Origin of the sequence: Bacillus sp. IS1, from assembly GCF_032461585.1 — a bacterium.
Lineage (GTDB): Bacteria > Bacillota > Bacilli > Bacillales > Bacillaceae > Bacillus > Bacillus velezensis.
On record NZ_JAWCWR010000001.1, the window covers coordinates 861,237 to 886,395 of the forward strand.

Annotated in this window: 29 protein-coding genes, 1 other RNA gene and 1 riboswitch; of the genes, 10 read left to right on the forward strand and 20 right to left on the reverse strand. The window is 43.8% G+C overall.

Annotated features, from left to right (window positions below; translation table 11 throughout):
• Positions 1-27 precede the first annotated feature (27 nt).
• Both RUW00_RS03570 and RUW00_RS03575 read left to right on the forward strand, forming a co-directional pair.
• The gene (locus RUW00_RS03570) at positions 28-333 is read left to right on the forward strand and encodes a DUF948 domain-containing protein (protein ID WP_280145163.1); all 306 of its coding nucleotides are present in this window, start codon (positions 28-30) and stop codon (positions 331-333) included.
• A gap of 65 nt (positions 334-398) precedes the next feature.
• On the forward strand, positions 399-1,160 hold the full coding sequence (locus RUW00_RS03575) for a hypothetical protein (RefSeq protein ID WP_280145164.1): 762 nt from the start codon (positions 399-401) through the stop codon (positions 1,158-1,160).
• Positions 1,161-1,190: 30 nt separating this feature from the next.
• On the opposite strand, the gene RUW00_RS03580 is transcribed toward RUW00_RS03575, so the two are convergent.
• Genes RUW00_RS03580 through RUW00_RS03590 form a run of 3 tightly spaced genes read right to left on the reverse strand, consistent with a single transcriptional unit; the run spans position 1,191 to position 4,961 of the window.
• Positions 1,191-2,438: an RbtT/DalT/CsbX family MFS transporter gene (locus RUW00_RS03580; RefSeq protein ID WP_104843525.1), complete on the reverse strand. Its 1,248-nt coding sequence runs from the start codon at positions 2,436-2,438 to the stop codon at positions 1,191-1,193.
• Between the two features lie 47 nt (positions 2,439-2,485).
• On the reverse strand, positions 2,486-3,952 hold the full coding sequence (locus tag RUW00_RS03585; RefSeq protein WP_280145165.1) for an FGGY-family carbohydrate kinase: 1,467 nt from the start codon (positions 3,950-3,952) through the stop codon (positions 2,486-2,488).
• Positions 3,945-4,961 carry a 2-hydroxyacid dehydrogenase gene (locus RUW00_RS03590; RefSeq protein ID WP_007407339.1) on the reverse strand — a complete coding sequence of 339 codons (1,017 nt, stop codon included), beginning with the start codon at positions 4,959-4,961 and terminating at the stop codon, positions 3,945-3,947. Before RUW00_RS03590 ends, RUW00_RS03585 begins: the two co-directional genes overlap by 8 nt.
• Positions 4,962-5,082: 121 nt before the next feature.
• Positions 5,083-5,175: riboswitch (SAM riboswitch) on the reverse strand.
• Between the two features lie 146 nt (positions 5,176-5,321).
• Between RUW00_RS03590 and RUW00_RS03595 the strand changes: the two genes are divergently transcribed.
• A complete protein-coding gene (locus tag RUW00_RS03595; RefSeq protein ID WP_280145166.1) occupies positions 5,322-7,385 on the forward strand; it encodes a molybdopterin oxidoreductase family protein in 2,064 nt (687 codons plus the stop codon).
• An 85-nt stretch (positions 7,386-7,470) separates the two neighbouring features.
• Positions 7,471-7,755, forward strand: a complete 285-nt coding sequence (locus RUW00_RS03600) for a hypothetical protein (RefSeq protein WP_014418096.1) — start codon at positions 7,471-7,473, stop codon at positions 7,753-7,755.
• 43 nt (positions 7,756-7,798) lie between these two features.
• Here the strand turns inward: RUW00_RS03600 and RUW00_RS03605 are convergent, their stop codons facing one another.
• Positions 7,799-8,023: a hypothetical protein gene (locus tag RUW00_RS03605; RefSeq protein WP_022553236.1), complete on the reverse strand. Its 225-nt coding sequence runs from the start codon at positions 8,021-8,023 to the stop codon at positions 7,799-7,801.
• Positions 8,024-8,222: 199 nt separating this feature from the next.
• Between RUW00_RS03605 and RUW00_RS03610 the strand changes: the two genes are divergently transcribed.
• A complete protein-coding gene (locus RUW00_RS03610; RefSeq protein ID WP_095272722.1) occupies positions 8,223-8,801 on the forward strand; it encodes a MarR family winged helix-turn-helix transcriptional regulator in 579 nt (192 codons plus the stop codon).
• Positions 8,794-9,075, forward strand: coding sequence for a hypothetical protein (locus tag RUW00_RS03615; RefSeq protein WP_039251206.1), 282 nt, complete (start codon positions 8,794-8,796; stop codon positions 9,073-9,075). Before RUW00_RS03610 ends, RUW00_RS03615 begins: the two co-directional genes overlap by 8 nt.
• Positions 9,076-9,122: 47 nt before the next feature.
• On the opposite strand, the gene RUW00_RS03620 is transcribed toward RUW00_RS03615, so the two are convergent.
• The 6 genes from RUW00_RS03620 to RUW00_RS03645 all read right to left on the reverse strand — a co-directional run bounded on the left by RUW00_RS03620 (position 9,123) and on the right by RUW00_RS03645 (position 14,163).
• The gene (locus tag RUW00_RS03620; protein WP_029974608.1) at positions 9,123-9,587 is read right to left on the reverse strand and encodes an SMI1/KNR4 family protein; all 465 of its coding nucleotides are present in this window, start codon (positions 9,585-9,587) and stop codon (positions 9,123-9,125) included.
• A 13-nt stretch (positions 9,588-9,600) separates the two neighbouring features.
• A complete protein-coding gene (locus RUW00_RS03625; RefSeq protein ID WP_280145167.1) occupies positions 9,601-11,400 on the reverse strand; it encodes a T7SS effector LXG polymorphic toxin in 1,800 nt (599 codons plus the stop codon).
• A gap of 330 nt (positions 11,401-11,730) precedes the next feature.
• Entirely contained in the window at positions 11,731-12,063 is a 333-nt protein-coding gene (csaA, locus tag RUW00_RS03630; protein WP_007611940.1) for a chaperone CsaA, read from the reverse strand.
• Between the two features lie 68 nt (positions 12,064-12,131).
• Complete coding sequence (locus RUW00_RS03635; RefSeq protein WP_280145168.1) at positions 12,132-12,842, reverse strand: AraC family transcriptional regulator; 711 nt, start codon at positions 12,840-12,842, stop codon at positions 12,132-12,134.
• 35 nt (positions 12,843-12,877) lie between these two features.
• Positions 12,878-13,444 (reverse strand): TetR/AcrR family transcriptional regulator, encoded by a 567-nt coding sequence (locus tag RUW00_RS03640; RefSeq protein WP_280145169.1) that lies wholly within the window; start codon positions 13,442-13,444, stop codon positions 12,878-12,880.
• Complete coding sequence (locus tag RUW00_RS03645) at positions 13,444-14,163, reverse strand: MBL fold metallo-hydrolase (protein WP_095272727.1); 720 nt, start codon at positions 14,161-14,163, stop codon at positions 13,444-13,446. Before RUW00_RS03645 ends, RUW00_RS03640 begins: the two co-directional genes overlap by 1 nt.
• A gap of 224 nt (positions 14,164-14,387) precedes the next feature.
• Between RUW00_RS03645 and RUW00_RS03650 the strand changes: the two genes are divergently transcribed.
• On the forward strand, positions 14,388-14,909 hold the full coding sequence (locus RUW00_RS03650; protein ID WP_007407994.1) for a CcdC protein domain-containing protein: 522 nt from the start codon (positions 14,388-14,390) through the stop codon (positions 14,907-14,909).
• Between the two features lie 29 nt (positions 14,910-14,938).
• Here RUW00_RS03650 and czrA read toward each other — a convergent pair whose 3' ends face one another.
• Positions 14,939-15,271 carry a Zn(II)-responsive metalloregulatory transcriptional repressor CzrA gene (gene czrA, locus RUW00_RS03655; protein ID WP_007407993.1) on the reverse strand — a complete coding sequence of 111 codons (333 nt, stop codon included), beginning with the start codon at positions 15,269-15,271 and terminating at the stop codon, positions 14,939-14,941.
• Positions 15,272-15,462: 191 nt separating this feature from the next.
• On the opposite strand from czrA, the gene RUW00_RS03660 reads away from it, so the two are divergent.
• Positions 15,463-16,128, forward strand: coding sequence for a lysozyme family protein (locus RUW00_RS03660; RefSeq protein ID WP_017417956.1), 666 nt, complete (start codon positions 15,463-15,465; stop codon positions 16,126-16,128).
• A 64-nt stretch (positions 16,129-16,192) separates the two neighbouring features.
• On the opposite strand, the gene RUW00_RS03665 is transcribed toward RUW00_RS03660, so the two are convergent.
• Complete coding sequence (locus tag RUW00_RS03665) at positions 16,193-16,729, reverse strand: DUF420 domain-containing protein (protein WP_007611945.1); 537 nt, start codon at positions 16,727-16,729, stop codon at positions 16,193-16,195.
• 144 nt (positions 16,730-16,873) lie between these two features.
• Complete coding sequence (locus RUW00_RS03670; RefSeq protein WP_017417957.1) at positions 16,874-17,656, reverse strand: VLRF1 family aeRF1-type release factor; 783 nt, start codon at positions 17,654-17,656, stop codon at positions 16,874-16,876.
• Positions 17,657-17,844: 188 nt separating this feature from the next.
• On the opposite strand from RUW00_RS03670, the gene RUW00_RS03675 reads away from it, so the two are divergent.
• A complete protein-coding gene (locus RUW00_RS03675) occupies positions 17,845-18,348 on the forward strand; it encodes an N-acetyltransferase (RefSeq protein WP_014305189.1) in 504 nt (167 codons plus the stop codon).
• Positions 18,349-18,413: 65 nt separating this feature from the next.
• Positions 18,414-19,391, forward strand: coding sequence for a S66 family peptidase (locus RUW00_RS03680; protein ID WP_280145170.1), 978 nt, complete (start codon positions 18,414-18,416; stop codon positions 19,389-19,391).
• A 31-nt stretch (positions 19,392-19,422) separates the two neighbouring features.
• Here the strand turns inward: RUW00_RS03680 and RUW00_RS03685 are convergent, their stop codons facing one another.
• From RUW00_RS03685 to gerPC, 7 genes are all read right to left on the reverse strand, one after another.
• The gene (locus RUW00_RS03685; RefSeq protein WP_095272793.1) at positions 19,423-19,815 is read right to left on the reverse strand and encodes a hypothetical protein; all 393 of its coding nucleotides are present in this window, start codon (positions 19,813-19,815) and stop codon (positions 19,423-19,425) included.
• 166 nt (positions 19,816-19,981) lie between these two features.
• On the reverse strand, positions 19,982-20,851 hold the full coding sequence (locus RUW00_RS03690) for a 3D domain-containing protein (RefSeq protein ID WP_007407985.1): 870 nt from the start codon (positions 20,849-20,851) through the stop codon (positions 19,982-19,984).
• 235 nt (positions 20,852-21,086) lie between these two features.
• Positions 21,087-22,865 carry a DNA helicase RecQ gene (gene recQ, locus RUW00_RS03695; RefSeq protein WP_095272733.1) on the reverse strand — a complete coding sequence of 593 codons (1,779 nt, stop codon included), beginning with the start codon at positions 22,863-22,865 and terminating at the stop codon, positions 21,087-21,089.
• A 107-nt stretch (positions 22,866-22,972) separates the two neighbouring features.
• Positions 22,973-23,158: non-coding RNA, 6S RNA (ssrS, locus tag RUW00_RS03700), on the reverse strand.
• 214 nt (positions 23,159-23,372) lie between these two features.
• Entirely contained in the window at positions 23,373-23,999 is a 627-nt protein-coding gene (locus RUW00_RS03705; RefSeq protein ID WP_003153791.1) for an FMN-dependent NADH-azoreductase, read from the reverse strand.
• 144 nt (positions 24,000-24,143) lie between these two features.
• On the reverse strand, positions 24,144-24,635 hold the full coding sequence (locus tag RUW00_RS03710; RefSeq protein WP_017417961.1) for a TraR/DksA family transcriptional regulator: 492 nt from the start codon (positions 24,633-24,635) through the stop codon (positions 24,144-24,146).
• Positions 24,636-24,717: 82 nt separating this feature from the next.
• The gene (gene gerPC / locus RUW00_RS03715) at positions 24,718-25,098 is read right to left on the reverse strand and encodes a spore germination protein GerPC (protein ID WP_103526825.1); all 381 of its coding nucleotides are present in this window, start codon (positions 25,096-25,098) and stop codon (positions 24,718-24,720) included.
• Positions 25,099-25,159: the final 61 nt, after the last annotated feature.

The window sequence follows — 25,159 nt, forward strand, 5'->3', positions numbered from 1 at the left end:
CAACTGAAAAAAAGGAGTGAAAAGCAGATGATCATCATTTTGTATATCAGTGCTGCCGTTGCGGCTGCCGCTTTAATTTATGCAGCCGTATCCGCCGTGCGTTTTAAAAGAAACACAGCGCCTGATATAAAGAAAATTAATGCCGCGACAGCGTCCATGCAGACGGCCGTTGATGAAATCAAAACAGAAACCGATCTGTTATCGCAAAAGCAAAAAGAACTGCAGGAAGATTTTCTCACTAAAAAAACAGCCGTGCAAACGACGGCGGCCGAAGTTAAAGGAACGTCTCACGTCTTAAAAATGCTCTGGAACGCCGGTAAAAGTGATGTATGAGCCTGCATGTCACCCGACGTTTTTGATGACACTAAGAGAAACCGGCGGATTCAAGGAGGCATAACATGATTTGCGATCGTGAGCGGCTTGAGCTTTTTTTGCAGCAGCTTAAATCACCATCTTCTTCGGAAGGGTTTACAAAATCGGATTTGCTGACTCCGGCTTTCCATTTAGCCAAGGACGGAGATCTGGATTTGTATTATTCGCCTCATAATGAATATATTAACCCTCATGCAGTCGTTGCCATTTCCGGAATCACACCCGGTTTTTTTCAAATGCAGCTGGCTTACAAAAAAGCGGCACAGCTTTTAAAAGAAGGCGCAACTCTTGAAACAATAGCGTATGAAACAAAAAAAGCGGCCGGACTTTCCGGTTCAATGAGACAGAACATCATCGAAATGCTTAATGAATGCGGTCTGCCGGCCGCGCTTCACGTTGAGGATTCATCCCGGTTATTTGATTCAAAACGGGAGCTTCTTCATACAACGTCCGTTATCAAACACCCTGTTTTTTATAAACAGAAAAACTATACGGGACATCGGCCGGCAATCAGCAGATCAGCTCTTCTCAGCCGTTACGCGCTGAGATGTTTTCCGGATGAAATAGAAATGATAGAAAAGGACATTCTGCTTATCCCTCTCGGCAAAGCAGCAGAATCAGCCTGCCGCATGCTGAAGAAGAACGGCAGAATGGGGCATGCGGTCATTCTGGAAGGCTTCCCGCATCCGTCCGGAGCAAACGGACATCGTTTCAAACAATTTCACGAAAACAAACAATCGTTACGTGAACAAATTCAGCGCTTTGCCGGGTTTCTTCAGCAGCTGTAAAAAACGCCCCGAATTTTCGGGGCGCTGCTGTTAAGAAGCGTATTCAGGCAATGCTTTATTGTGTTTTGCCGTTTTCTCTTCAGGTATTTTGATTTGATTTGTCAAGATTGCACTTACGAAATAGAGCGCTGCGAAAATCCATACAACGCCTTGTGCGCCGACAAGTCCGATGAACGCCCAGGCAAGCGCGGGGCCGACAAATGCCGACAGGCCCGCAGCCAGATTTAACACAGACATGGCAGCACCTTTATCGCTGCCGGCCGCCGTCGGCACGATAGCCCCGATCGGAACGAACCCGGCGAGGAGCCCTCCCCATATAAAACCGACAATGCTGACGAAAAGCAAGTTCCCATGTGATACAACAGGTGCATAATATAATAAAAGAGTAAAAATGCCGCAGCCCACTCCCCCGAACCACATGACAGTCTTTTTCCAGCCGAAGGCATCGCCGACTGCGCCGAAGATTAAGTTAAAGACGATATTTCCGAGAAAGATCGTTCCCCAAATTTGAAGCCATACATTTGTAGAAATGCCGTGCTGCGCCATATGCATCGGGAGGAATACCGGAAATCCGTATGTTCCGATGCTGTTAATGATCCGAATGATCCCCCCAGAGAGCACGCGCGGATTTACAGCAAGGATGGTGATTCCCTTCATTAATTCCTGCGCCTTTTCCCGCTTATCTGCCTTTTTCTTTTCAAAGCGGTCCCTATTTAAAATCAAAGCAAAAAACGCGCCGAGGCATACCCAGAAAATTGAACTCCACAGTGTATTCAAATAGCCGAAGGATTTGATGGCCCAGCTTGAATACCAAGCACCGAATACAAACATCCCGCAGCAATATGCAATCCAGAACCAGCCGACCGCCGTACTGAGCCTGTTTTTCGGCGACCGGTAAATCACCCATGTCAAAAATGAATAGGCAAACAGCGGATAACCCAGCCCTTTAATAAAATACGTGACATACATCACCGGCAAATTAAGATTTTCAAATCCGTATGCGATAAACGCGGCTGTTCCGATCACGTAAAACAACAGCCCCATAAACATCGTCCGCTTTGCGCCGAAGGCTTCGAGGCAGACCCCTGAAAACCAAGACGCCACAGCGAGAGAAATACCGTAAACCGTAAACAGGGATGCTGATTGCTGTACCGTCAAGCCGTTTTCAACTAAAAACGGGCTGAGCCAGCCTTGCTCAAGGCCGTCTCCCATCATAAACAGCACGACCCCTAAAAATCCCCAGGCGAGCTGTTTCGGAATTCCTATTTTATTAAGCATTTTTGTTCCTCCTCAGCAATCTTTCATGTTGTCATCTCATCCCCAAGTCAGGCTTTCACCGCCGGCTGAAAATGAGTAAATAATTTTTGCGTATGTTTCCATTCTTCATATAGGAAGAGATCCGTCTGATCCGCTTCCGGCTCAATTACCTTTGTGCGGCTCGAAAGCTCTGCTTTCACACCGAGAGCTTCGTTGCAAATCATCGCCGCTCCCATTGCGGATGCCTGGCTGAACCCCTCTCTCTTATAGATTTTCTTTTGGAGAAGGTTAGCAAGAAACTGCGTCAAAGCATCACTTTGGAAACCGCCGCCGCACACCTTCACATAATCTTGTGAAAAGGAAGCCACCTCTGTTAACGCCTCATAGTTCCATTTGATTGAAAAAGCGATTTCCAGCAGTGCGGCTTTGACAAAATGGGCTCTGCTTAAGTTTTGAGACAGCGGAGCGTCAAAAACAAATCCGCCTTTTGCCAGTGCGTTTTTCTCAGGCGATAAATAGGAGCCTAATGCAGAAATACAAGCATGATCATGTTTCGGCAGACTTGCGATTTCCCGTTCCATGACGCCGTAGGATTCATTCGGATAAAAAATGGATTTTAATTTTTGATAATTGAGTCCTGTTACACCCGGATTCGTTTCAAGAAGCCATTGACCTTCTTCTGTATGGCAATTCAGCCATGCATTCTTTAAACTTTCGGTTCCGGTCTCCGCTGTTATCTTTGTAATCGGCGTCGTCGTCCCGGATACGATGACGATATCTCCCGGCTTTGCATCTGCACTTTTGATGGCAAGCTGTGTGTCTCCCCCGCCTGCAATCACAGGCACTCTTTCAGATAGACCTAGAACCGCCGCTTTCTTAAACGTTAACATTCCGACAACCGTCCCAGATCGGACGAGTGAAGGAAGAATGGCAGAAGGCACACCGAAGATGTTGCATAATGTCTCTGACCACGCCTTTTTCCTTACGTCAAACAACAGTGTTTCAGCAGCCTGTGACGGTTCATAGCTTAAAATACCGCTCAGCTCAAATGTCACCCAGTCACTGATGCTTGTGATGTACTTCACTTCTTTCCATAAAGACGGCTGTCTAGCTTTTAATCCGACAAGTTTCATGGCGGAAAATAAAGCACTCGGAAGACGTCCGGTTTGCTGATGCACTTCTTCTTTTGCCTCAATCCCGTCTTCCCATTCACGGCCTCTGTTATCAATGTTGGGCAGACCGAGAAATGCCTTTTTATCTTTATTGATCAGAACAATTCCCTGCCTCTGGCTTGTTGAGGTAATTCCGATTAATGTAATATGAGGGCTCTTGGCAATAACCTTCCTTGCCATAGCGCTGATTTGCGTCCATAGCCCTTCCGGTGAGAAATATCGTCCGTCCGGATAAAGCGGATCCGTCACATATTCAATGTCTTCCCTTTCAAGCGCGGTCACTTCACCGCCGGCTGTCACGACCGCGACTCGCGCATTCCCCGTTCCGATGTCAAATACAAGGTAGCCTTTTTGTTCAGCCATTACAGCCTCCTCCTTCCGTTTCAAGTTCTCTTTTGTTATAAAGTTCACGTATTGAGCAGGTTTGATCTTGTTTCCATTTGAAAAGCGCTTCATTTAAAATCTTCACATGATGATCTTCCACTTCAAATGTTGCGCCCGCTAAATGGGGAGTCGCTAACACATTCGGCAAAGAGATCAATTCATAATCAGAAGATTCAGGCGGTTCGTGATAAAACACGTCAAGGATCGCTCCCTTAATCCGCCGTTCTTTCAGCACCCGCAGCAGCTCTTCCCTGTCTGTAACCGCCGCTCTTGACGTATTGACAAAAACAGCTTCCTGTTTCATCAATTGAAAGTGCCGGGCGCCGATAAGGCCGATGGTTTCTTCTGTGCGCGGCAAGTGAACGGAAACAATATCACTTTCAGAAAATACCCGTTCAATCGTCGTTTTTTCATACTCCCGGTTTTCATGACGGACAAATGGGTCATAGTAAAGCACCTTGCAGTCAAAAGCGGCCAATAGCCGGGCGATTCTCTGTCCGACAGCTCCGAAACCGATAAGGCCGACTGTTTTCCCTGTCAGCTCATTTCCTCTGAATTTGACGTAAGCCTGCAAATAATCACCATTCCACTTCCCGTCCTTCAGCCACTGATGTGAAGAATACGTATGACGCAAAAATGAAATCACATTTCCGATAAACATTTCAGCAACGGCCTGGGCATTGCGGGCCGGTGTAAAGAAAACGGGGATTTTTCTTTTAGTCGCCGCCGCAATATTCACATTAGACGGCATTCCTCTGCAGACACCGATAAAAGCGGAATCAGGCAATATGTCAATAACACGCTCAGACACCTCATCAAGTTCAGTAATAAGCCCCGACGCGTTTGTCTCTTGAATCATTCGGATCAATTCATCTTCCCGATAGGCCCGGCCATGCTTCTTCCACGGCCGGTGCACAGTCCGGCCGAACAGCTCAGTCAGCTCCTTCAGCCCCTCGTCGTGATATGGTGCGGTAATTAAAACCGTCATGGTGCAAAACATCCTTTTCACATAAATTTTTTCATAAAAAAATCTCTTTCCCCAAAGAAGGAAAGAGATTCATATACCGTCTTTATGCGCTTGAAGCGCACAAATATGTATAGATCATCCTTTCCTATCTTTCAAGCATACGCTTGCTGGAATTGGCACAATAAATGTTGCCGAGGTTTCATAGGGCCAGTCCCTCCACCTCTCTGGATAGAAAATAAAATGATGAAATTGTCAGGCTTTTTAAAAGAATAAATTCATCATAGAAAAGTCTTTCCGTGATGTCAACACTTTTTTCTGAATTGACGTTCGATTTTGAAATGTTATAATGCTTACAATATAAACAAAGAGGAGAAATGGGCTATGAATTCTGCTGCAACACAGCCGAACGGGGTCTTTAAGTCGGTATGCTCACTAGACTGTCCCGATCAATGCGGCTTGCTTGTGACAAAAAAAGACGGAAAAATCGTTAACATTCAGGGAGACCCCGACCACCCGGTCACATCAGGGAATATTTGCAACAAAGTCAGACACATGGCTGAGCGTATTTATGATGAGAAGCGTGTAACCGTTCCGTTAAAACGGATCGGTAAAAAAGGTGAAGCAGCGTTTGCGCCTATTTCCTGGGAGGAAGCGATCAATACGATCAGTGCGCGCTGGAAAGAGCTTATTGCCGAAGAAGGAGCAGAAAGCATTCTTCCGTACAGCTTTTACGGCAATATGGGAAAACTGGCGGCAGAGGGAATGGACCGCCGTTTTTTCCATCGTCTCGGAGCGAGTCATCTCGAACGGACGATCTGCAGCAAAGCCGGATCTGAAGGCTATAACTATACAATGGGTGAAGGAGCGGGTACTGATCCGGAGGAGACCATACATGCAAAGCTCTTTATTTTTTGGGGGATCAATGCCGTCAGCACGAATATGCACCAAGTCATGATTGTCCAAAAAGCCCGGAAAAAAGGGGCTAAAATTATCGTTATCGATGTACATAAGAACCAAACCGGCCGGCTTGCCGATTGGTTTATTCCCATTCGCCCCGGCACAGATGCCGCACTCGCCCTCGGTATCATGCATGTCTTATTCGACGAAAACCTTCACGATGAAGCATTTCTCACAGAATACACCGAAGGCAGTGACGAATTAAAAGCGCATGTTAAACACTATGATCCGGAAACAGTTTCTGCTATTACAGGCGTTAAGGCCGACGATATCAGACGTCTTGCGAGAATGTACGGGGAAACCTCCCCTTCCCTTATCAGGATCGGAAACGGCATTCAGCACCATGACAATGGCGGAATGATCGTCCGCACCGTCGCCTGCCTTCCGGCTGTTACAGGACAGTGGCTCAACACCGGAGGAGGCGCAATCAAGCACAACAGCGCGGTATTAAACTATAACAGACAAGCGCTCCAGCGGCCTGATCTGCTTTACGGCAGGAAGCCGCGATCATTTAATATGAACAGGCTCGGAAGCGTTCTTTTAGAAACAAAACCGCCCGTGCGCTCCCTGTTTATTTACGGTACGAATCCCGCAGTGGTTGCGCCGGAAGCGAATAAAGTCAGAAAAGGCCTGCTGCGGGAGGATTTATTTACAGTCGTTCACGATCTGTTTTTAACGGAAACCGCCAAATATGCGGATATCGTGCTCCCTGCTGCATCCGCATTTGAAAACACAGATTTTTACACGTCTTACTGGCATCATTTTATTCAGCTGCAAAAACCGGTGATCGAACCCTACGGGGACAGCAAATCGAATACGGAAGTGTTCCGTTTGCTTGCCGGAGCAATGGGATTTACCGAGCAGGAGCTTCAGGATTCCGATGAGGAATTGATCAGACAGGCGCTGGACTTTCCCGACAATCCGTATATCGAGGATATTGATTACGAAGCGCTCTCACGCCATTCCTTCATGAAAGCCAAACGGAAAAAACCGCTTTTTCCGGGAAAGCTCAAGACACCGAGCGGAAGAATTGAATTATATTCGGAAAAGATGAAACAGGACGGTTATCCGGCGCTGCCGACACACATCCCTCTTGAGAGCGATGACGATTTTCCGCTTTTATTTGTCCCGGGACCGAATCATAATTTTTTAAATTCGACATTTTCGAATAATGAAAAACACGTAAAATTAGAAAAAGCGCCAAAGCTTTTTATTCATACAGAGGATGCTGTACGCCGGAACATAGAAGACGGGGAAACCGTTAGAGTTTGGAATCACCGCGGCGAGTGTGAATTAACCGCTTCGGTCGGCGAACAGGTGCTTCCCGGCGTTGCAGTCAGCCAAGGTCTTTGGGCCGATATGGATGATAAAAAACAGCTTGTCAACTCGCTCACGCCCGATCGGCTGGCGGATATGGGCGGAGGCGCTGTTTTCTTCTCCGGAAAGGTGCAGGTGGAAAAGCTCAGCAATCAAAACCGCCCGCAATAAACGCCGGGCGGTTTTGATGAAGGCTGAATCCTTTCAGCCGGCTTCACCGTATAAAAAGTGATAACGTTTATTGGAGGTTTGCTGTATGGATATCATTACCGGCATCGGAATCGCTTTAGCCGGATATTTCATCGGAGACGGATTGAAAAACTTTAAATCACCTGATCCTCATGAACACACTGACCACATTCTCATTAAAGAAAAAGATCTGCACTTCTATATTGGTTATTATTTAGGAGTTACGAAGGAAGAAGCAAAACAAATCGTGCCCGACACCTCTGACATTCCGCATATCACGAGAAACGGAAAGCGGTATGTGCAGAAGAATACATTAAGAGAATGGCTGACTTCTATGCTGGAAAAAGAATAACAGCTGCCATGAAAAGCGGGAAGGGTTTTTCTCTTCCCGTTCATTAAGATACGCCGCCCTGCCTCTCTTCAACCCCAAACATACGAAGGATATCGTTCTTACTTAACGAAACATCCCCTTCTTTAGATTTCAAATAAAACCCTTTCTTATATAACCGTATGACTTCCTCATATGTAAGCTCATGACGAAGGAGCGCCATTAAACGCCCGTCTTTTTCATCCTGTTTATTGAACCATTCATACTGTTCTGACCAGTTCACTTTCTGCATGTCAAACACCTTCTCACTTTGGATTAATGCCCTTTTCGCATTTATTATACTTATTTCTCCTTTTGTAAACACTCCGACTGCCTGTGACATTTTTGAAAACAGCCGCACCCGCTACTATTAGTCACCATGTTGACTTATTTTCTATTTCGATGTATATTGTAATTGTCAACATGGTGACAATTCAGATAGGAGATAACTTATGGATATTAATTTACTAATGAAGGAACTGCATGTTATGCAACAAAGTTACGCATCATTATTTTCGGTTGTCAATAAAGTGCAGGCTCGGGGGGACGAATACTTAGAACTGCTGACTTCCCGACAGCACATGACTCTTATTGCTATTGCCCATTTACCGACGGAAGATACCACACTTATGAATATCGCTAAAAAGCTGGGCACAACAAAACAAACCGCTAACAAATTAATTTCAAGCCTCGCGAAAAAAGGATATGTTCACACTGTGCCAAGCAAACTGGATAAACGTGCAATCAATATTGAGATTACCGCTGAAGGAAAAAAAGCGTTAATTTCCTGTTCAGAAAAATCCACCTATTTTTTAACGGATATGTTTCAAGACTTCACAACTGATGAAATTGAAACATTCTGGAGGCTATTGCAAAAACTTTATCGTTTTGATGGTGAAGAACAGGATGGTTTTGAAGAAAAAGCACATTTAAAAGTTGAAGATCAGGCACAATTCATCTCAGATGACTATGAAGAAAAAATCATGGCTGAATTTTCAAAACGGCGATATGGGGGTGCAGACGATGAATAATATGCTTTATCGAAAAGTAAAAGAAACAGAGGATAAGATGAAGGAAAAATGCTATGAGCTGAAAGATAAAATTGATCAATTTATTTCTCATGCTAAATATAAAATTCATCGCAAACGTAAACTGGACCGAGCCGGCAATTATATATCAATTGCCATCGGACTCTTTATCCTAACTGCCTCATGGCTGACCGCAACACAATGGCTGCTTTGGATAGGCGCGGCGAGTATTTTGAGTAATGCCTGTTTGCTCATTATAAAGCCTGTTAAAAATTGAAAAATTGAAAATCTGAAAAAAGCTCTCTAAAAGAGAGCTTTCTTTTATTAATCGTCCCAGTCTTCATCTTCTTCCCAGTTTTCTTTCATCTCATGAAGTCTTTCATAAAAGAACTTTATAAAATGGGCAGAATTAAGTTCTTTATAGCCACCGAATTCACTCCAAATAACAACTGGACATTCTCCTTCACTGTTGATTTTATTGGTATCTAAACAATACCCAAAAAAATCAACATGTTCTATGACTACTAAGCCACTTGGCAATCCCCTATATTCATGATATTCCCTGGTTGTTTCTACAACTGAAGCACCGCCAAAATCATAGCCTAATAAATCGATTCCATAAACCCCGCCAGAACCATAGTTTCTAAGAAACCATTTGTAGCTATCTGGCAGCGTGACTTGAAGATCTTGCTCAATTTTTAAAATTTTATCTTCTCCAATCCCACCCGTAAAATCTTTTTCTTTTGCATTATCAGCTATGAATTCTCTTACTTTCAAATAAAAATCCATGGTTTATAACCCCTTATTCTTTCTCATATTGTTTTGCTCTCCACTTCCAATACCTTGTCTTAAAGTTATTGTACTGTTTCTCCAGGTAAACATCATTCCTGAAGCTTTCTCCATTACCTTTAAGGCCATGTATTACGTCGCTATACTTTGTATGTAAACTATTAGGTATCTCAAGCAACGGTCCACTTTCTTCTTGTATGAGGTGATGTAAGTTAATCTGTGTTCCGTCTTTAGCATAAGGAGACTTACCATCTTTCATTAATTCCAGGTTGGTTTTTCCTTTTGGAGTTTTTTGATTAATATCAATGTCCTTTAAGGTATAGACTCTACGGCTTACATCTCTAATTTGTCCTTTAACTTTTACTTTGCCATCTATTTCAACAGCACCATACTTTTCTTTATTTAACCAAGGAAGGTTTATTTCTTGACCAGTAAACGGCTTTCTCGTTCCATCCGGGATTTTCTTTGCATTGGTCAAAAGTTCATTTTTAAGGTTTTGGCTGTCAACCACATTGTATGGTACGTTATCAGCCAGAGCAAGATCATACTTTGGATTATATGGCAGCAAATCCGGAATTTTAACATCCTTTATTTTCGTACCTGCCTGTCCTGCCTTGTTGATGACCTTCCCCGCCGCATCAGCTTTGTTAACGGCTCCTGCGCCTTTCGTTCCGACGACAGCCACAGCCACTGAACCGACCGCATATGTCACCCATCTTGATCTGGAATACGCATCTCCATTTACCATATCTTTTTGATACGATTCCTCAATTGCTGCTGAAACAGCATCATATGTTTTAACAGGATGAAGTACTGCATTCCCCAGTGCTGACAGCGTTTCCCCCGGATCGGTTATGAAGTCCCATAGACCGGTTACCGTGTCTTTCCCGACATCATATAAACCAACGCCGGCTCCTTTTAAAATATCCCAAGTCACTTCTCCGGCTTCTTCCAGCTGTTTTGCTTGTTCAAGCTGCGTCACATACTGCCGCTGGGAAGATTCAAGGTTTTCATAGCCGATCTTCTTAGCAATTTCCAAATATTCATCCGGATCGGTCACACCGTCGGCGAGCTTTTTCTTGAGATCCTTGATTTCCCGCTCTTTCGCTTCTTCCTTCTTAATCGTCAGATAAGCGTCTGAGTGTCTTGTAATCTCGCCTTTTTTCTTATGTATGTCACTTTCTCTGTACGCCTTGGCGTTATAGTGAAGTGGTGTTGCATTTTTCCCTTTACCTGTAGCATTTTGGAGCTGCTGAAAGTCAGCCTGAATGAAATGTTCATTTGCCTCGGTTTCTGCGTATTCTTTCGTTAGATCGTGATCAAGCTTTCCGAGCTTATGTATGGTCTCATCCCGTTTTTTATCTGCTGAATCCAGCTTTTGATCGACATCTTCTGTCGAGAAAACTTCTAGATGAATGATATCGCCGATTTCATCAAGGATACCTTTCATTTCATTGCGCTGCTCCTGCATGATAGCTTTTGATTTATTCTTCGCATGGATCAGCTCATGTTCTAAAAAGGACTCTTCCACAAACGAATCGGCTAATCCCGCATCAGTTACTTTTCCTGAGATACTGTTAAGAAAAGCAATCTTCATATCGATCAGATTAAGCCAGCTGTCTGTAACGCCTGCGTGGTCTTGAAAAAAGGCTTTGATATTGTCGGCGCCTTTGCCTGAAAACTCACTGTCGTCTAAGTCAGCCATCCCCTGAAAAGCTTTCCTGAGATTGATAAATTGTTCTCTAATCTGATCGTATTCTTTTGCTCGTTTCTCCGCTGCTGAAATGAACGAGGATGCTTCAAATACCTTCATTTACGTCTCCTTTCCGCTTCTTTCTGTCTAAATTTTACCATAGGATATAAGATTAGATGAATCTCTTGCATTTGTCGAACTGCTTTATTCAAGATCATAAAATTTCAAACAAAACCTTACACGAAGGAATCTGGGATCGGCAAAACAAAGCCAGATATAACATATGTTAAAAAATCTCTTGCATTTCCACACCCACCATGCTATATTGATATAGCGATGAGCTGAATTGTGTAAGCCGATGCACATGCCCTTGCGGCACACACGAATGTGGCGTGTGGTGTATCGCCTCAATACGCAAAAGACGTTTGCTTCTGCAAACGTCTTTTTTTATTATCCGATTTTCGTTCCGTTCGGTACTGTCTGCTCTGGCGTAAGCAGGACAACATCTCCTTTTTCCGGGATGCCGCCGAGAACGAGAACTTCTGACTTAAATCCGGCGATCCGCCGCGGCGGAAAGTTGACAATAGCGGTAACCTGTCTGCCCGTCAGATCACCCGGTTCGTACCGTTTTGTAATCTGGGCGCTTGATTGTTTCATGCCGATCTCTTCGCCGAAATCTATTGTCATCTTAATGGCCGGCACCTTTGCTTCCGGGAATACTTCCGCTTTTACGACCGTTCCTATTCTAAGATCAAGCTTGATAAAATCTTCGATGACTGCCATATCAAAAACTCCTTTTTTACAATCATGATACCAAAAAAGGAAGCAGTTTATTTAACCGATTTTCAGGATTATTTATCAGATTGAAAGGTGTTTCGGAAGACGCGGGGCGTTATTCCCTTATGTCTGACAAACCATCTGGTAAAGGACGACAAATTTTGAAAGCCGACCTCCTGACTGATGTCTGTCAGCCGGCATTTTGTTTCAATAAGCATTTGTTCCGCTTTCTTCATACGGAGCTCAGCAATATAAGCTTGCGGGCTTTTTCCCGTCTGCTTTTTAAACCAGTCGGAATAATACGCCGGGTGGTAATGTTCCATTGCGGCGAGCTCTTTAATTGTAAAAGTCTTTGAGAGATTTCGGCGGATATACGCAATTGAATGATTCGTACGGTTTTCTTGTATCTTTTCAGCAATATATTCTGCAAGCAGACTCAATGAATGAGCCGACTGCTGCTTTGTCTCTTCTGTCAGCAGAAACCGAATCGATGTCCAAAAAGGATCAAGCTTATTCAGAACGCCGGGGTCAAAGGAACCTTTGAAAAAAAATGCCGGTATGTCGAGAACAAGACATTCATTTCGCTCCAAAGAACGGAACCGATGTTCATGCCCGGGCGGAATATACAGCATTTGATCAGGTTTTAATCTGATTTCACGTCTTTCTGTCTCCAGGTCCAGCTGTCCTTCGAGCGGAAAGAGCATTTGGCAGTATGTGTGTGCATGAGAATCAAAAATATGTGAATAGGTGCGCCGCTCACAAATGATATGTTGTAATGAATCCATTTGTCCCTCCTTTTTATTTAGTTTACATAATAATATTATTGTTCCCTTTCCTGCAAACCTCTTAGGAACGCAACAACTGCAAACTTCCGGCTTTCCTTAATTGATTCGGTTAATTCAAATGCACTCTGTTTTCTCAACACGGCAAATCCGTGAAGAAGGCTCCTCAGTCCTCTCGCAGCATGAATCGCAGTGTCAGACTGTGCATAACCGTTCGCTGTCAGCTGCCTGACAACAAGCTCTACAAGCAGGCTTGACAGATTCTCAATCCGCCCGTCTTTTATCTTTTGAAATGTTGCGTCATATAATCCGGGATTGGCTTCGGCGAAATTGATATAGGCATCGGCAAGAGCAAGCAAAGCCTTTTCGCCCGTCAGTCGTTCTGCAGAGGCCGCCATTTTTTCATATAACATAGTTAAACCGGAGACAGCCAGCTCTGTTTTAATTCCTTGAAGGCCATTGACAAAATTGTAAAGGGAAGGCGGTTTTACGTTTAAGGACTTTGCAACAGCCGCAAGCGTCACTTCGTTCAGCCCTTTTTCGTCAGCGATGCCTGCTGCGGCTCTCAATATCATGTCAAGGCTCATTCCGACTCTCGGTGACATTATGATCGGCCTCCCGGCAGGCTTCGTTCGGCTTCCTCAGCAGCCTCAGCCATCATTTCAACGGGATTGCAGAGAACATTTCCATGTCCGGCGGCCAGACTGCTTGGTTGATGAGCGATAAGCGTTCTTGCTGTTTTTACAGCTTCTTCTTTATTCCACGTAGCAAAAGCCGGAAACGGAAATTTCCATTTCAGCTTCCCAGAAACAGCAAGGCCGCCCCGTACTTGAAAGGCATCTCCGACGATCAGCATATCATTTCTCATATCTTTAAAAGCGAGGCTTCCCGGCGTATGACCGGGAGCGGGAATGACAAGTAAAGATCCGATCCGCTCGCCGCCTTTCAGCAGGCGATCAGGTTCGGTCTGAACATTTTTCGGCACTCCCCCCTTTATCGGCGTTTGTGCTTCATGCTCAAATAAAGAAGTGTCACCTTTCAGCAAGAAAGAATCCCGCTCAGAAATACAGACGGAAGCATCCGGAAATTCCGCAGCTATTGAGTCAAGCGAACCGATGTGATCCCCGTGCGCGTGGGTGAGTAATATGTCATTCAGCGGCTTCCCAAGCTGCCGCAATGCTTGTTTGATTCCTTTATGACTGTTAGGCAGTCCGGCGTCAATCAGGGTTACTCCTTCTCCTTCTTCAACCAAATAACAATTCACCGGGAAAAGCGCTGGAAAAAAAGTCAGCTGCCAAACACTTCCGTATTGTAAGATTCTCATCAACATCCCCCTAAAACTAATATCATTAGTTTTATTATAACTAATACCGTTAGTTTATCAAGAGTTTTCTGACTAAATCCTGAAAAAGGCGCGGGCGCTTCTCTTATGCAAAAAAAAGAAACGCGCATACTGTGATAAAAGATGCTTTCAGCCTGCGAATAAATCACACTACTAAAACCAGCCGGATAAGCATACACTACTCAACGGAGGGGGAGTTCCACACCATGCATATCACACTTCAAAGCATCTGCCCTGTCTTAATGATTGCCTTTTTCCTGTATAAAAAGGTGAAACGGTCCGTCGGCTTTCAGCCTTTGAAACCCCGCTGGCTTTATACCAGAATGATTTTGTTTTCATTGCTGGCCGCAGCTCTGGCGTTTTTCAGCATCACACACCCGGCTTTATACGGCCATCTTATATTCGGCACTTTTTGCGGCTGGCTTCTGGTCCTGTTTGCCAAACGGAACATTTCTTTTGAAGAACGCCGCGGAAAAATGTATTTTCGCACTCACCTGTGGATTGAACTTATTCTATTAACGTTATTCCTATCGAGATTTGTTTATCGCGTTATTGAAATTTACCGGGTCACAGCGGACTTTACCCATCCGGAGGCATACAGCCAAACGGTCGGGGCCGATCCGCTGACCATCAGTATCTTTTATTTCATCGCAGTGTATTACAGCGGCTTCTCTTTTTATGTTTTAAAAACGAGCAGAGACCAAACCAATAACAGTCAGTACGGCTGACATCCCTGTCTAAAAAGCAGGGATGTTTTTTAATCGTGCCGCGTATGGTGAATCATTTGCTGAAGCACATCTAACACATGTTCATCCTCAGGAGAATAATAGATGGATGTTCCTTCTCTGCGTGATTTGACGAGGCGCAGATTTTTAAGAAAACGCAGCTGATGAGAAACGGTAGACTGCAGCAAATTCAGCTTTTCTGCGATATCATTTACCGCGTGCTCACCCTGTGACAGCAAATGGAGAATTCTGATTCTGGTCGGATCAGACAGTGCCTTAAAAGTCTGGGCAACCAAAAATAAAGTTTCCTCATCTAAATCGACAGCAGGGTCATTCGTGTTTCCGGATTCGTGAAATTCAGTCATATACCTCACCCTTCTTTTCTCAAGTAGCCCAATTATACCAAATGTCAATTGATGCAGATACATCCTGCGCCTGACAAAAGAACCGTTATTTTAAATTTATGTTTCAAATACGGGTTTCCGCTTGGTTTCGCGCATTCATCTGTGTCATAATGAAAAAGTCATAATGCTCCTGAAATTGAGGGTGAAACACAGTGGAGAAAAAGAAAAAAGGCTGTTTCGCTGCCGCGGGTCTTATGATGATATGTGTTTTTGTCATGGTTTCCTTCTTCCTCATTCTGTTATTTTCAAATAATGAATTGCTCAAAAGTCTTCCGTTTGATGTCAAACCGATCGTCCTTGAACGGCTGACAGATTACAAACCGCTTGTTGAAGACGAGCTGGATGAAAAAGGACTCACCAAATATACATCGCTTGTACTCGGCATGATATATCAGGAGTCAAAAGGAAGAGGAAATGATCCCATGCAGTCTTCAGAATCTCTGGGTTTAAAGCGAAATGAGATTAAAAACCCTCAAACCAGTATCAAACAGGGAATCAAACAATTCACTCTCATGTACCAAACAGGCAAGAAAAAGGGCGTAGACTTGGATACAATTATACAAAGCTACAACATGGGAGCCGGCTATATTGATTTTGTGGCTGAACATGGAGGATCGCATACTGAGGAACTGGCAAAACAATACTCCGAGCAGCAGGTCAAAAAGAATCCGAAACTTTACACTTGCGGAGGGAACAAAGACAATTTCCGTTATCCCTACTGCTATGGTGATTACACGTACGCAGAAAAAGTAAAAGCAAAAACAAAAACCGTTGAACAATCCTTAAATGTAACAACACTTGAAACGCTTGAAGAGTAAAAGGCGCCCTGATGAGGCGCCTTTTTCAATCAATAGAAAAAAGCCGCGCAGAGCACGGCTTTTTTTAATAATACGGTGAGATCATTAAGTATACAATGACGCCCGTCAGACTGACATACAGCCAGAGCGGCATCGTCCATCTGGCGATTTTTTTGTGGCGCTCCACCTGCATACTGAATCCTCTGATCAGCGTAAACAGCGCAAGCGGCACGATGATGAAGGAAAGGCAAATATGCGTAATTAAAATAAAGAAGTAAATCCCGCGCATGATGCCGTGGCCGCCGAATAAAGTATTCTCAGCTATCGAGTGGTACACGACATAGCAGATCAAAAACAGCAAAGTCGTCGTAAACGCCGCTAAAATAAAACGTTTATGCGCTTGAATGTTTTTTTGCTTAATCATAAAGAGCGCTGCCAGCAAAAAGATAAACGTGAAGCTGTTAAAAATGGCATTTAACATCGGCAGAATATGAATATTAGCAATGCTGACCTGTCCCGATTTCGGCATAAAAAACAGTACCGCAATTAACCCGTTGATCAGAACGGTCAATGTCAGCACGATACCGGTATAACTTTTAGGTTTGTTTTCTGTCTGATTCATCTTATGACCTCTCTCAATTTTACTGACTATCCAAATGGTATGAGAATTCAGCTTTGATGTCAACGGTTTCGTCCGCTTCGTCAGAAATTAGACAAACTTAAGCCCTAAAAAGACCGGGTGTTTGAGACCCGGCCTTTCGTCATATTATGCTTCCTTCAACAGTTCTTCTATCACCTTATGCTCGTTTTCATTCAACAGATTTTTTGGAATGATCCGATCTATCGGTTTATTCATATGCTGATCGAGAATATCGGCTGTTTCTTTGTCCCCTGCGATTACGAGACGCTCCCATTGGTGTGAAGCGGCCTTTTGATCAAGGTTTGAAGCCAATCGTTTATACAGCCTGTTTTGGTTTTCTTCGACGTGGGCTTTGGCGGCGTCTTCGTCCATTGAGGCGGAGCTTCCGCTTACATCCTGCGGTTTCCACGATTCATTGATGACGTCGTATTGATAATGCTCCACCCCTTCAATTTTTCCGAGTACGGTTTCTATAATCTTCACTTCATTCTGCTGGGTGAGAATAAAAGCCGTGCTCGGAAATTGTTCACGGAGAAGTTCTAATTGATCAAGGACAGCCGTTTCTTCCCAATAAAATCGTGTTTCGACAGGCACCTGCAATTCAATCGTCTCCCAAATACCGCCTTCTCCCGATGCAAAAAATACGAGACTTCGCGGCATCTCTTTACCAAGCCCATCGATATATTGATAGACACGTTCCATGATGCGGACGAGAGATTTTTCTTCTTCCGGATCACTGGCAGACAGATACTCTTTTAATCTCCGAAAACCGGTTTTCAAGGCGATTTTCCACTCTCCCCCCTGCTGATCCGGATTTCTCATATCCGTATTTACATATAAGGAAAGCATTTTATCAGGAGATTCCGTCATTACGTACTTCAATTTGCCGATGAGTGAGTCAATTGCCATTATAGATTCCTCCTTTTTCCGCTGCTCACTGTTCCTTTCCCTATCCGCACCGCCTTAAAAACGTCAATCCACATATAAACGGCAGACTTTTCTAAAAAAGTTTTTGCAAAACCCATTTACAAACCAAGACATCATTTACTACAATGGATACTTGTGTTTAACTAAGACTTTTACGCTGTGAAAGGAGTATGATTTTGTTTACTGCAGAAGAAAGAGATCAGAAAGAGCTGGAAAAAGAGCTTCATAAACTTGAATTTCAGATTTTCAGAATGCGGGAAAATCTGATAGATGTATCAAAAGACGCGCGAGTGCTTGGTATTGATCAATCGAACAATGACGATTGGATCATTGTTTCCTCGATTGATGATGGCCAAACATGTAAGATTATGCTGACTGATTGTGAGTCAGCATACCGGGGAAGAGGCTGTTTTTCACTGATCGCCTCTTATTATGACAATGCCATTCATATCGGGGACATTAAAGGCCCGCCGAACCACGGCTACGGCTCGATCTGCATGAAATTTTTAAAACATATCGCCAGAGAGCAGAATATCCCGAAAGTGACGGGCGACATCGCTAAGCGTGATTGGGATCATGTCGACAGACTCGTTCATTTTTATGAAAAGCATCAATTTGATGTCTGGATTGACAATGATACGCAATCAGGCGGCATTAAATGGGTCGACTTGTAAAAAAATAATAGAGAAACCCTCTTTTATATGGTGTAATAGATTAAACCATATAAGGAGGGTTTTTTTTGTATCCGGAAAAATTGAAAAAAGGTGACGGCATTCGTATTGTGTCTCCGGCCACAAGCATGTCCGTTATGTCAGATGAAAATATAAATGCCGCAAAGTCAAAATTGGAGGAGCTCGGCTTTCGTGTCTCTTTTTCAGAGCATGCGAAAGAAATAAATGAATTTGATTCATCATCCATTGAATCGCGTGTACAGGATCTGCACGAAGCTTTCGCTGATCCTGACATCAAAGCGATTTTGACGACACTCGGCGGGTTCCAATCAAATCAGCTGCTTCGCTATCTTGATTATGAAAACATCAAGCGGCATCCGAAAATCCTTTGCGGCTATTCAGATATTACCGCTCTCGGCCATGCCATATATCAAAAAACCGGCCTTATTACATATTCCGGTCCCCATTTTTCTTCATTTGCCATGAAAAAAGGGCTGGACTATACGATTAACTCTTTCTTGGCCTGCTGTGCTTCTGACAACCCGTATGAGATAAAGCCTTCATCCGAGTGGAGTGATGATAAATGGTATTTGAACCAGGAGGACAGACGTTTTTATCGGAATCCGGGACCGCTCGTTATTCAACCCGGATATGCGGAAGGAACACTGATCGGAGGAAATCTATGCACGCTGAATCTTCTGCAGGGCACGGAATACTTTCCGGAGATGGAACAAGTGATTCTGTTTATAGAAGATGATCATATGTCGGACGTTCATATGTTTGACCGGGATTTGCAGTCACTCATCCACCTTCCCGCTTTTTCAGCTGTGAAGGGAATTGTCATCGGACGTTTCCAGCATGCTTCAAATGTGTCTGAGGAGGCTCTGCGTGCCGTCATCCGTACAAAAGAAGAACTGTCATCCATGCCTGTTATCGCAAATGCTGATTTCGGCCATACCTCCCCTTTGATGACATTCCCGATCGGAGGAACAAGCAGGATAGAAGCCGGCTCAGAAGGCGTAAGGATATGGATCGATCGGCATTAATACATAAAGACGGGAAAACCGCCCCGTCTTTTTATTTTGACGCCTTATGCCGCGGCGTGCGCGGAGCGATCATAATTCGTCCGCCAGCCGCTGCCGTCACCCATACGGAAGCTCCTTCATAAAAACGGCTGATCTCTTCATTATATACGGCATGTGTCAGTTCACGTTTATCATGCGTTCCGTCTTGGTTTTTTACGTTTAAAATAAGCACAAGCTCGTGCCTGCCATTCTTCATCACACCAGTACGTCTCACCTTTTCAATAACGGCTGGCCTTCCTCTCCCTCTGTCAAGCGCCTGAAACAGCCTGACAGCCGGCATAGACAGTCCGATAACGATCACAACGGCCAAAGCGGTACAGATACATGCTTGAAACACCGGTGATTCTGTGAAGGCATTCCATAAACATATAAATTCCGGCTCCATCAGATTCATACACCCCTTCTGATTCCGTTTTCACATCCATTCCTTCTATATAGTATTAGAGAAACGCTTTTTCTTTTTCCGCATATAACGATTATATACAGTCAAAAAAGGGAAGAAAAAAAGAACACAAAGCATTTCGCCTTGTGTTCTTCATCTCTATATGAAACTAGTCTAATACTTTAACATTTACTGTTCTGACGCCCCAGTTGTTAGCGTCACTTTTCTTTGCAACAAATACGTCAATTTTATTTCCTTTAATTGCGCCGCCTGTATCTGCTGCTGTTGCCACTCCGTAACCTTCAACATAAACCTTAGAGCCAAGCGGAATGACACTAGGGTCTACCGCGATGACTTTTGCATCAGGGTTTTTGTTTAAGTCAACACCGGTTGCCGTTACACCGGAAATGCCGCCGTCGTTAGCAGAGTAAGCAGTTGCAGTCATTGTCAGCTGCTTTTTAGGCTCTTGTTGGTTTGTATTTGATTGAACAGGCTGCTGTTTTGCTTCGACAGCCTTCGCTTCTTGTTTAGGTTGTTGTTCTTGAACAGGTTCTTGTTTAGGCTGCTCGTTTTTGACAGCTTCTTGTTTAGGCTGTTCTGTCTCAGCAGCTGGTTTTTGTTCAGTTTGCGGCTGGCTGGCTTCTTGAGCCGGCTGTGCAGCCTGAGCCTGACCTTTCACATTTAACGTTGTGCCTGCGTAAATTATATCTGATTGCAAGTTATTCAAGCTTTTCAGATTGCCGACTGATGTTCCGAATTTCTGAGCAATTTTCCAGAGGCTGTCGCCCTGCTTCACTGTGTACTGCCCAGATGTGGTTGTTTCTACTGAAGAAATAGTCAGTTTCTCTCCTTCAATGATTAAATCAGAAGATAACTGATTCCATTCTTTTAAGTCCTTTAGGTTCACTCCGTTTTTTTGCGAGATTCCCCAGAGCGTGTCACCCTTTTGCACCGTGATTTCTTTAGCAGAAGCGTGAGCTCCGAATGCAGTTGTTGAAATTGCTGCAACTGCGACAAAGGACATAATCGTCTTCTTCATAAGTAAATCCTCCCTTGTTAGCTTTTTATTGGCGGCTAACAGGTGATATCGTAACATATGAAAATGTCAGTTCAATAACAAAACGATTTGAATTAGATTACAGTTCCTTTACATGAAACATTTCTCTCGCTTGGTAAGTCTTGCTGAAACCTTGATACAGCAAGGGTTTTCAAGCTTCTGATTTTTCCGGCGCCAATGAAAAACACAATGTGCAAATTTCTAAAAAAACTTTTTTTCACTCTGTTTCTCTTACATAATTTCGGATTTCTTCTAAAAAAACCGCTCCGTATTTCAATCTTTTTTGTTCCCCGACCCCTTTTACGGAAAGAAGATCCTGATCTGTTTTCGGAAGTTTCGCTGACATTTCTTTTAACGTCTGATCCGAGAACACGACAAATGGAGGCACACCCTGTTCAGCTGCAATCTCTTTGCGGAGACGCCGGAGAAGCTCAAATAATTCATCATTTTCAGTAACGGCGGCGGCCTGTAAGGCTTCTTTTCTCGAGACTGCGCTTTTTCCAAGCAGAACGTCCCTGCCTTTTTGGGTGACCATAAGCGTCGGAAATGTGCCGTCCGCCATTCTGATATATTCATCTGAAATAAGGAATTCGATAAAATCACTGATTTCCGCTGCGGATTGATGCTTCATAATGCCGTAAGTGGACAGGCTGCTGAAGCCGTTTTCCAGCACTTTTTTATTTTTTGAGCCGCTAAGCACCTGCGCCACCATCGTTTTTCCGAAGCGCTCATTCATTCTGATGATGCATGATAATACCATCTGCGCTTCTTTTGTGACGTCATGGGCGGTCCTTGTATCAGTGCAATTGCCGCATGCTTCGCAAGCTTCCGCCTCATTCTCGCCGAAATACTTCAGAATAAACCGCTGCAGGCAATCTTCCGTATGACAGTAATCCACCATCTGTCTCAGTTTTTTGAGATCCTGCTTTTGTTTTTCTTCTCCGGCGGCCGATTGGTCTATTAAAAAACGCTGCACCATAATATCCTGCGGCGAAAATAAGAGCACACACTCGCTGTTAAGACCATCGCGCCCGGCCCGTCCGGCTTCCTGGTAATAGCTCTCCATATCTTTCGGAATCTGCGCGTGTAAAACGAACCTGATGTTGCTCTTATCGATTCCCATTCCGAAAGCGGACGTAGCTACCATCACTTGTATCTGATCGTTAAGAAACTGCTCCTGCTGGTCTTTTCTGTCATCATCCGCCATTCCGCCGTGATAACGGCCGGCATTGATGCCGCTGCGTTTTAATTTATCATATAAACGGTCGGTTTCTTTTCTTGTCGCTGTATATATAATGCCGGCTTCGTGTTTATTTTTTTCCAGATACCGCTCGATAAACCGATCTTTGTTTTCGCCCTTTACTACTTTAAACGTTAAATTCTCTCTGGCAAAACCGGTATATACAGTTTGTTCTTTCTTAATATGAAGCTGCTTGCAGATGTCATCATGAACCTCAGGCGTAGCCGTCGCCGTTAATGCGATGATGACGGGCGGTTCTTTTAATTCATTAAAAAGGATTTCGATATTCCGGTAACTCGGCCTGAAATCATGTCCCCATTGCGATATACAGTGAGCTTCGTCAATGGCGACAAGAGGAACCGTAATATTCTGCAGGATGTGAATGAATTCAGAAGAAGTCAAACGCTCCGGTGTGATGTAAAAGAGCCGGTAAGCCCCTTGTTTCAAACCGGTCAGGCGCTCATGAATGTCACGGCTTGTCTGGGTGCTGTTAATATAAGCTGCCGCGATACCCGCTTCTTCAAGCGCGTCGACTTGATCTTTCATTAAGGAAATAAGAGGGGAAATAACGATTGTGGTCCCTTCAAACAGCAGTGCGGGAATCTGATAGCAGATTGATTTTCCGCCCCCCGTCGGCATAATGCAGACCGTGTTTTTTCTCTCCTCTGTAACTGATTGTATCGCCTGCTTTTGGCCCGCGCGAAGACTGTCGTAGCCAAAATAATGCGCCAGAAGGGATTGGGCTTTATCCAGCATAAGTTGTAAAACCTCACTTTGTCTTTGATTCTTTCATTTTATCATACAGATAAAGTACGCTGCTCAAGGGCAATTCAAAATAAAAAGCCATCTCCGCAAGGGAAATGGCTTTCGCTACGTATGCCGTACGCAAGTAAGAAAGTTTTAAACCACCACTCCTCAAAGTGGGTGTTTGCAGAAGCGTTCCTGTCGTCCTCTGCAATGGAGGCATGACATTCCGGCTTCGATATAAAACTCCCTATTACAGCTTAAAGGTTAAAACTTAATTAACAATACGAACAATGTAGCTTCTCTTATATCCTACACCATCAGTCGTATTTTGGCAAGAGGGTTAATTCTTTTACAGAAAACCTTTTTTCTTTGTGAAAAATGCTTTATTCTACATAAAAATTGTTTTTTCGACAAAATATCAATATATCAATATATGATCAGATCGAAGCTGCCGCCAGTTTCTTCTATAATATAAAAAACTCTCACACCCTGTATGGGCGCAAGAGTTAATGGAAATTAAAATTTTGCAGCCAGATCTTTCGCTTCTTGCAGTCCTTTTTCAATGATCGCTTGAGCGTTATCCGGTGCAGCATTATGGCCTTCAACGACAACAGTGTGAAGATCTTGGACACCCCAGAAACCGAGAACGGTTTTCATGAAGTTTAATGACATTTCAAGAGATGCCATCGGTCCTTCAGAATATACGCCGCCGCGTGCGTTTAAGAGCGCTACTTTTTTATCTCCCATCAGACCTTTAGGGCCTTCAGGCGTGTATGTGAAAGTAACTCCTGCGCGAGACAGGTAATCAACATAAGTATGAAGCACAGCAGGCACTGTGAAGTTCCAAAGCGGGAATGCAAACACGACTTTGTCAGCTTTGACGAATTGATTTAAGTAAATGTCAGCAGTTGACGCTTGTTTTTTCTCTTCGTCTGTCATTTCAATTCCTTTTGAAGCTTTGAATGTTCCGTTAATCATATCTCTTCCGAGGTAAGGAAGGTTTTCTTTATGAAGATCAAGTTCGATCACTTCATCATTCGGATTGTTTTCTTTATAAGCAGCCAGAAACGCTTCGTATAATTTTACGGATACGCCTTCTTCAGCCGTACGATCACTTGATTTTACAAATAATACTTGAGACATTCTAAATTCCTCCCGGTAATCTTTTAATATTTACTTACAAATAGTATGTTACTTTCTTTTTTATATAAAGTCAATGATTTTATTTCGATTCTGAGATTTTTTATGGAATAAAAAAACAGGTACATATGAATGTACCTGCTGCTATTATTGTGAATCCTGCTCGCGATCCAGGATTTCGTAAGTTTGTGAGCTTTTTTGATCAACGGTTTCTTTATTTGAGAGGTCTTTCACCTGCTCGTGAAATTCCCTTTCATATGACGGAGCGTCTGTTTTCACATCCCCTTCTGTTTCTCGCTGCGCTTCGACGGTCATTCTGGCGTACGGCACAGCTTCAAGTCTTTCATAAGGAATTTCTTTTCCCGTTTTCTCGCAAATCCCGTATGTTCCTTTATCCATTCGTTCAAGCGCGGCGTGCACCTCATCTAAAAGATTCTGATCGACACCGTCCAGCGTCTGATTCGTGACCCTGTCCAAATAAATGCTTCCGTGATCAGCTAAGTGATTATCTACTCCGTTCGACAGTTCTCCTGTGTCTTCGCTCATTGAATGATTTTCTTTTGATTCTCCCTGAAGACTTTCCTTTAAATCGATTAATTTATGATAAAGGCTGTCCTGCTGTTCTTTTGATAATGACATATTCATCATCTCCTTTTTCGTCAGTATTCCTCGCTGCATCTGTTAATACATACCCTCGAAAAAGGAGGCTGAAACAACGGGGTCAATGCTTTCTCCCCCTGATGGTGACATTGGGTGTCTGCTGCTTTGTCTGTCTTTTTTCTTTCGCAGCATCATTTTGCGGGTTGTCCCGACATTCTTCAGCGCAGGCTTGTTTGAGCCTGTGCACCGGTGTATGGTAAGTGGCGCCGATATTCAGCATACCGCTCAGCTCTTCTATACTCAGCTTTTCAAAATCAATATTGTATTCAACCTTGTCCACTTTGACGTGCTCAATATGGACATATGTTTTTTCCCCTTCAACCGTTTGCGGCTCAAAATGACACTTATCCTGAAGCTCATCAAGCTGTTGTTCCACTTTCTTAAGCCGGTCTAATTCTTCTTCACACACTTTTTTGAAAATCTCTTTCATTATTTTTTTCAAAGAAAATCACTTCTTTCCCCGTCACTCTTGGAAAGTTCTATGCGTCCCGCATTGCGAATAT

Excerpts from the sequence above, each read along its gene's own strand:
- RUW00_RS03570 (WP_280145163.1), top strand. The coding sequence starts at position 28 with ATGATCATCATTTTGTATATCAGTGCTGCCGTTGCGGCTGCCGCTTTA.
- RUW00_RS03575 (WP_280145164.1), top strand. The coding sequence starts at position 399 with ATGATTTGCGATCGTGAGCGGCTTGAGCTTTTTTTGCAGCAGCTTAAA.
- RUW00_RS03580 (WP_104843525.1), bottom strand. The coding sequence starts at position 2,438 with ATGCTTAATAAAATAGGAATTCCGAAACAGCTCGCCTGGGGATTTTTA.
- RUW00_RS03585 (WP_280145165.1), bottom strand. The coding sequence starts at position 3,952 with ATGGCTGAACAAAAAGGCTACCTTGTATTTGACATCGGAACGGGGAAT.
- RUW00_RS03590 (WP_007407339.1), bottom strand. The coding sequence starts at position 4,961 with ATGACGGTTTTAATTACCGCACCATATCACGACGAGGGGCTGAAGGAG.
- RUW00_RS03595 (WP_280145166.1), top strand. The coding sequence starts at position 5,322 with ATGAATTCTGCTGCAACACAGCCGAACGGGGTCTTTAAGTCGGTATGC.
- RUW00_RS03600 (WP_014418096.1), top strand. The coding sequence starts at position 7,471 with ATGGATATCATTACCGGCATCGGAATCGCTTTAGCCGGATATTTCATC.
- RUW00_RS03605 (WP_022553236.1), bottom strand. The coding sequence starts at position 8,023 with ATGCAGAAAGTGAACTGGTCAGAACAGTATGAATGGTTCAATAAACAG.
- RUW00_RS03610 (WP_095272722.1), top strand. The coding sequence starts at position 8,223 with ATGGATATTAATTTACTAATGAAGGAACTGCATGTTATGCAACAAAGT.
- RUW00_RS03615 (WP_039251206.1), top strand. The coding sequence starts at position 8,794 with ATGAATAATATGCTTTATCGAAAAGTAAAAGAAACAGAGGATAAGATG.
- RUW00_RS03620 (WP_029974608.1), bottom strand. The coding sequence starts at position 9,587 with ATGGATTTTTATTTGAAAGTAAGAGAATTCATAGCTGATAATGCAAAA.
- RUW00_RS03625 (WP_280145167.1), bottom strand. The coding sequence starts at position 11,400 with ATGAAGGTATTTGAAGCATCCTCGTTCATTTCAGCAGCGGAGAAACGA.
- csaA (WP_007611940.1), bottom strand. The coding sequence starts at position 12,063 with ATGGCAGTCATCGAAGATTTTATCAAGCTTGATCTTAGAATAGGAACG.
- RUW00_RS03635 (WP_280145168.1), bottom strand. The coding sequence starts at position 12,842 with ATGGATTCATTACAACATATCATTTGTGAGCGGCGCACCTATTCACAT.
- RUW00_RS03640 (WP_280145169.1), bottom strand. The coding sequence starts at position 13,444 with ATGTCACCGAGAGTCGGAATGAGCCTTGACATGATATTGAGAGCCGCA.
- RUW00_RS03645 (WP_095272727.1), bottom strand. The coding sequence starts at position 14,163 with ATGAGAATCTTACAATACGGAAGTGTTTGGCAGCTGACTTTTTTTCCA.
- RUW00_RS03650 (WP_007407994.1), top strand. The coding sequence starts at position 14,388 with ATGCATATCACACTTCAAAGCATCTGCCCTGTCTTAATGATTGCCTTT.
- czrA (WP_007407993.1), bottom strand. The coding sequence starts at position 15,271 with ATGACTGAATTTCACGAATCCGGAAACACGAATGACCCTGCTGTCGAT.
- RUW00_RS03665 (WP_007611945.1), bottom strand. The coding sequence starts at position 16,729 with ATGAATCAGACAGAAAACAAACCTAAAAGTTATACCGGTATCGTGCTG.
- RUW00_RS03670 (WP_017417957.1), bottom strand. The coding sequence starts at position 17,656 with ATGGCAATTGACTCACTCATCGGCAAATTGAAGTACGTAATGACGGAA.
- RUW00_RS03675 (WP_014305189.1), top strand. The coding sequence starts at position 17,845 with ATGATTTTGTTTACTGCAGAAGAAAGAGATCAGAAAGAGCTGGAAAAA.
- RUW00_RS03685 (WP_095272793.1), bottom strand. The coding sequence starts at position 19,815 with ATGGAGCCGGAATTTATATGTTTATGGAATGCCTTCACAGAATCACCG.
- RUW00_RS03690 (WP_007407985.1), bottom strand. The coding sequence starts at position 20,851 with ATGAAGAAGACGATTATGTCCTTTGTCGCAGTTGCAGCAATTTCAACA.
- recQ (WP_095272733.1), bottom strand. The coding sequence starts at position 22,865 with ATGCTGGATAAAGCCCAATCCCTTCTGGCGCATTATTTTGGCTACGAC.
- RUW00_RS03705 (WP_003153791.1), bottom strand. The coding sequence starts at position 23,999 with ATGTCTCAAGTATTATTTGTAAAATCAAGTGATCGTACGGCTGAAGAA.
- RUW00_RS03710 (WP_017417961.1), bottom strand. The coding sequence starts at position 24,635 with ATGTCATTATCAAAAGAACAGCAGGACAGCCTTTATCATAAATTAATC.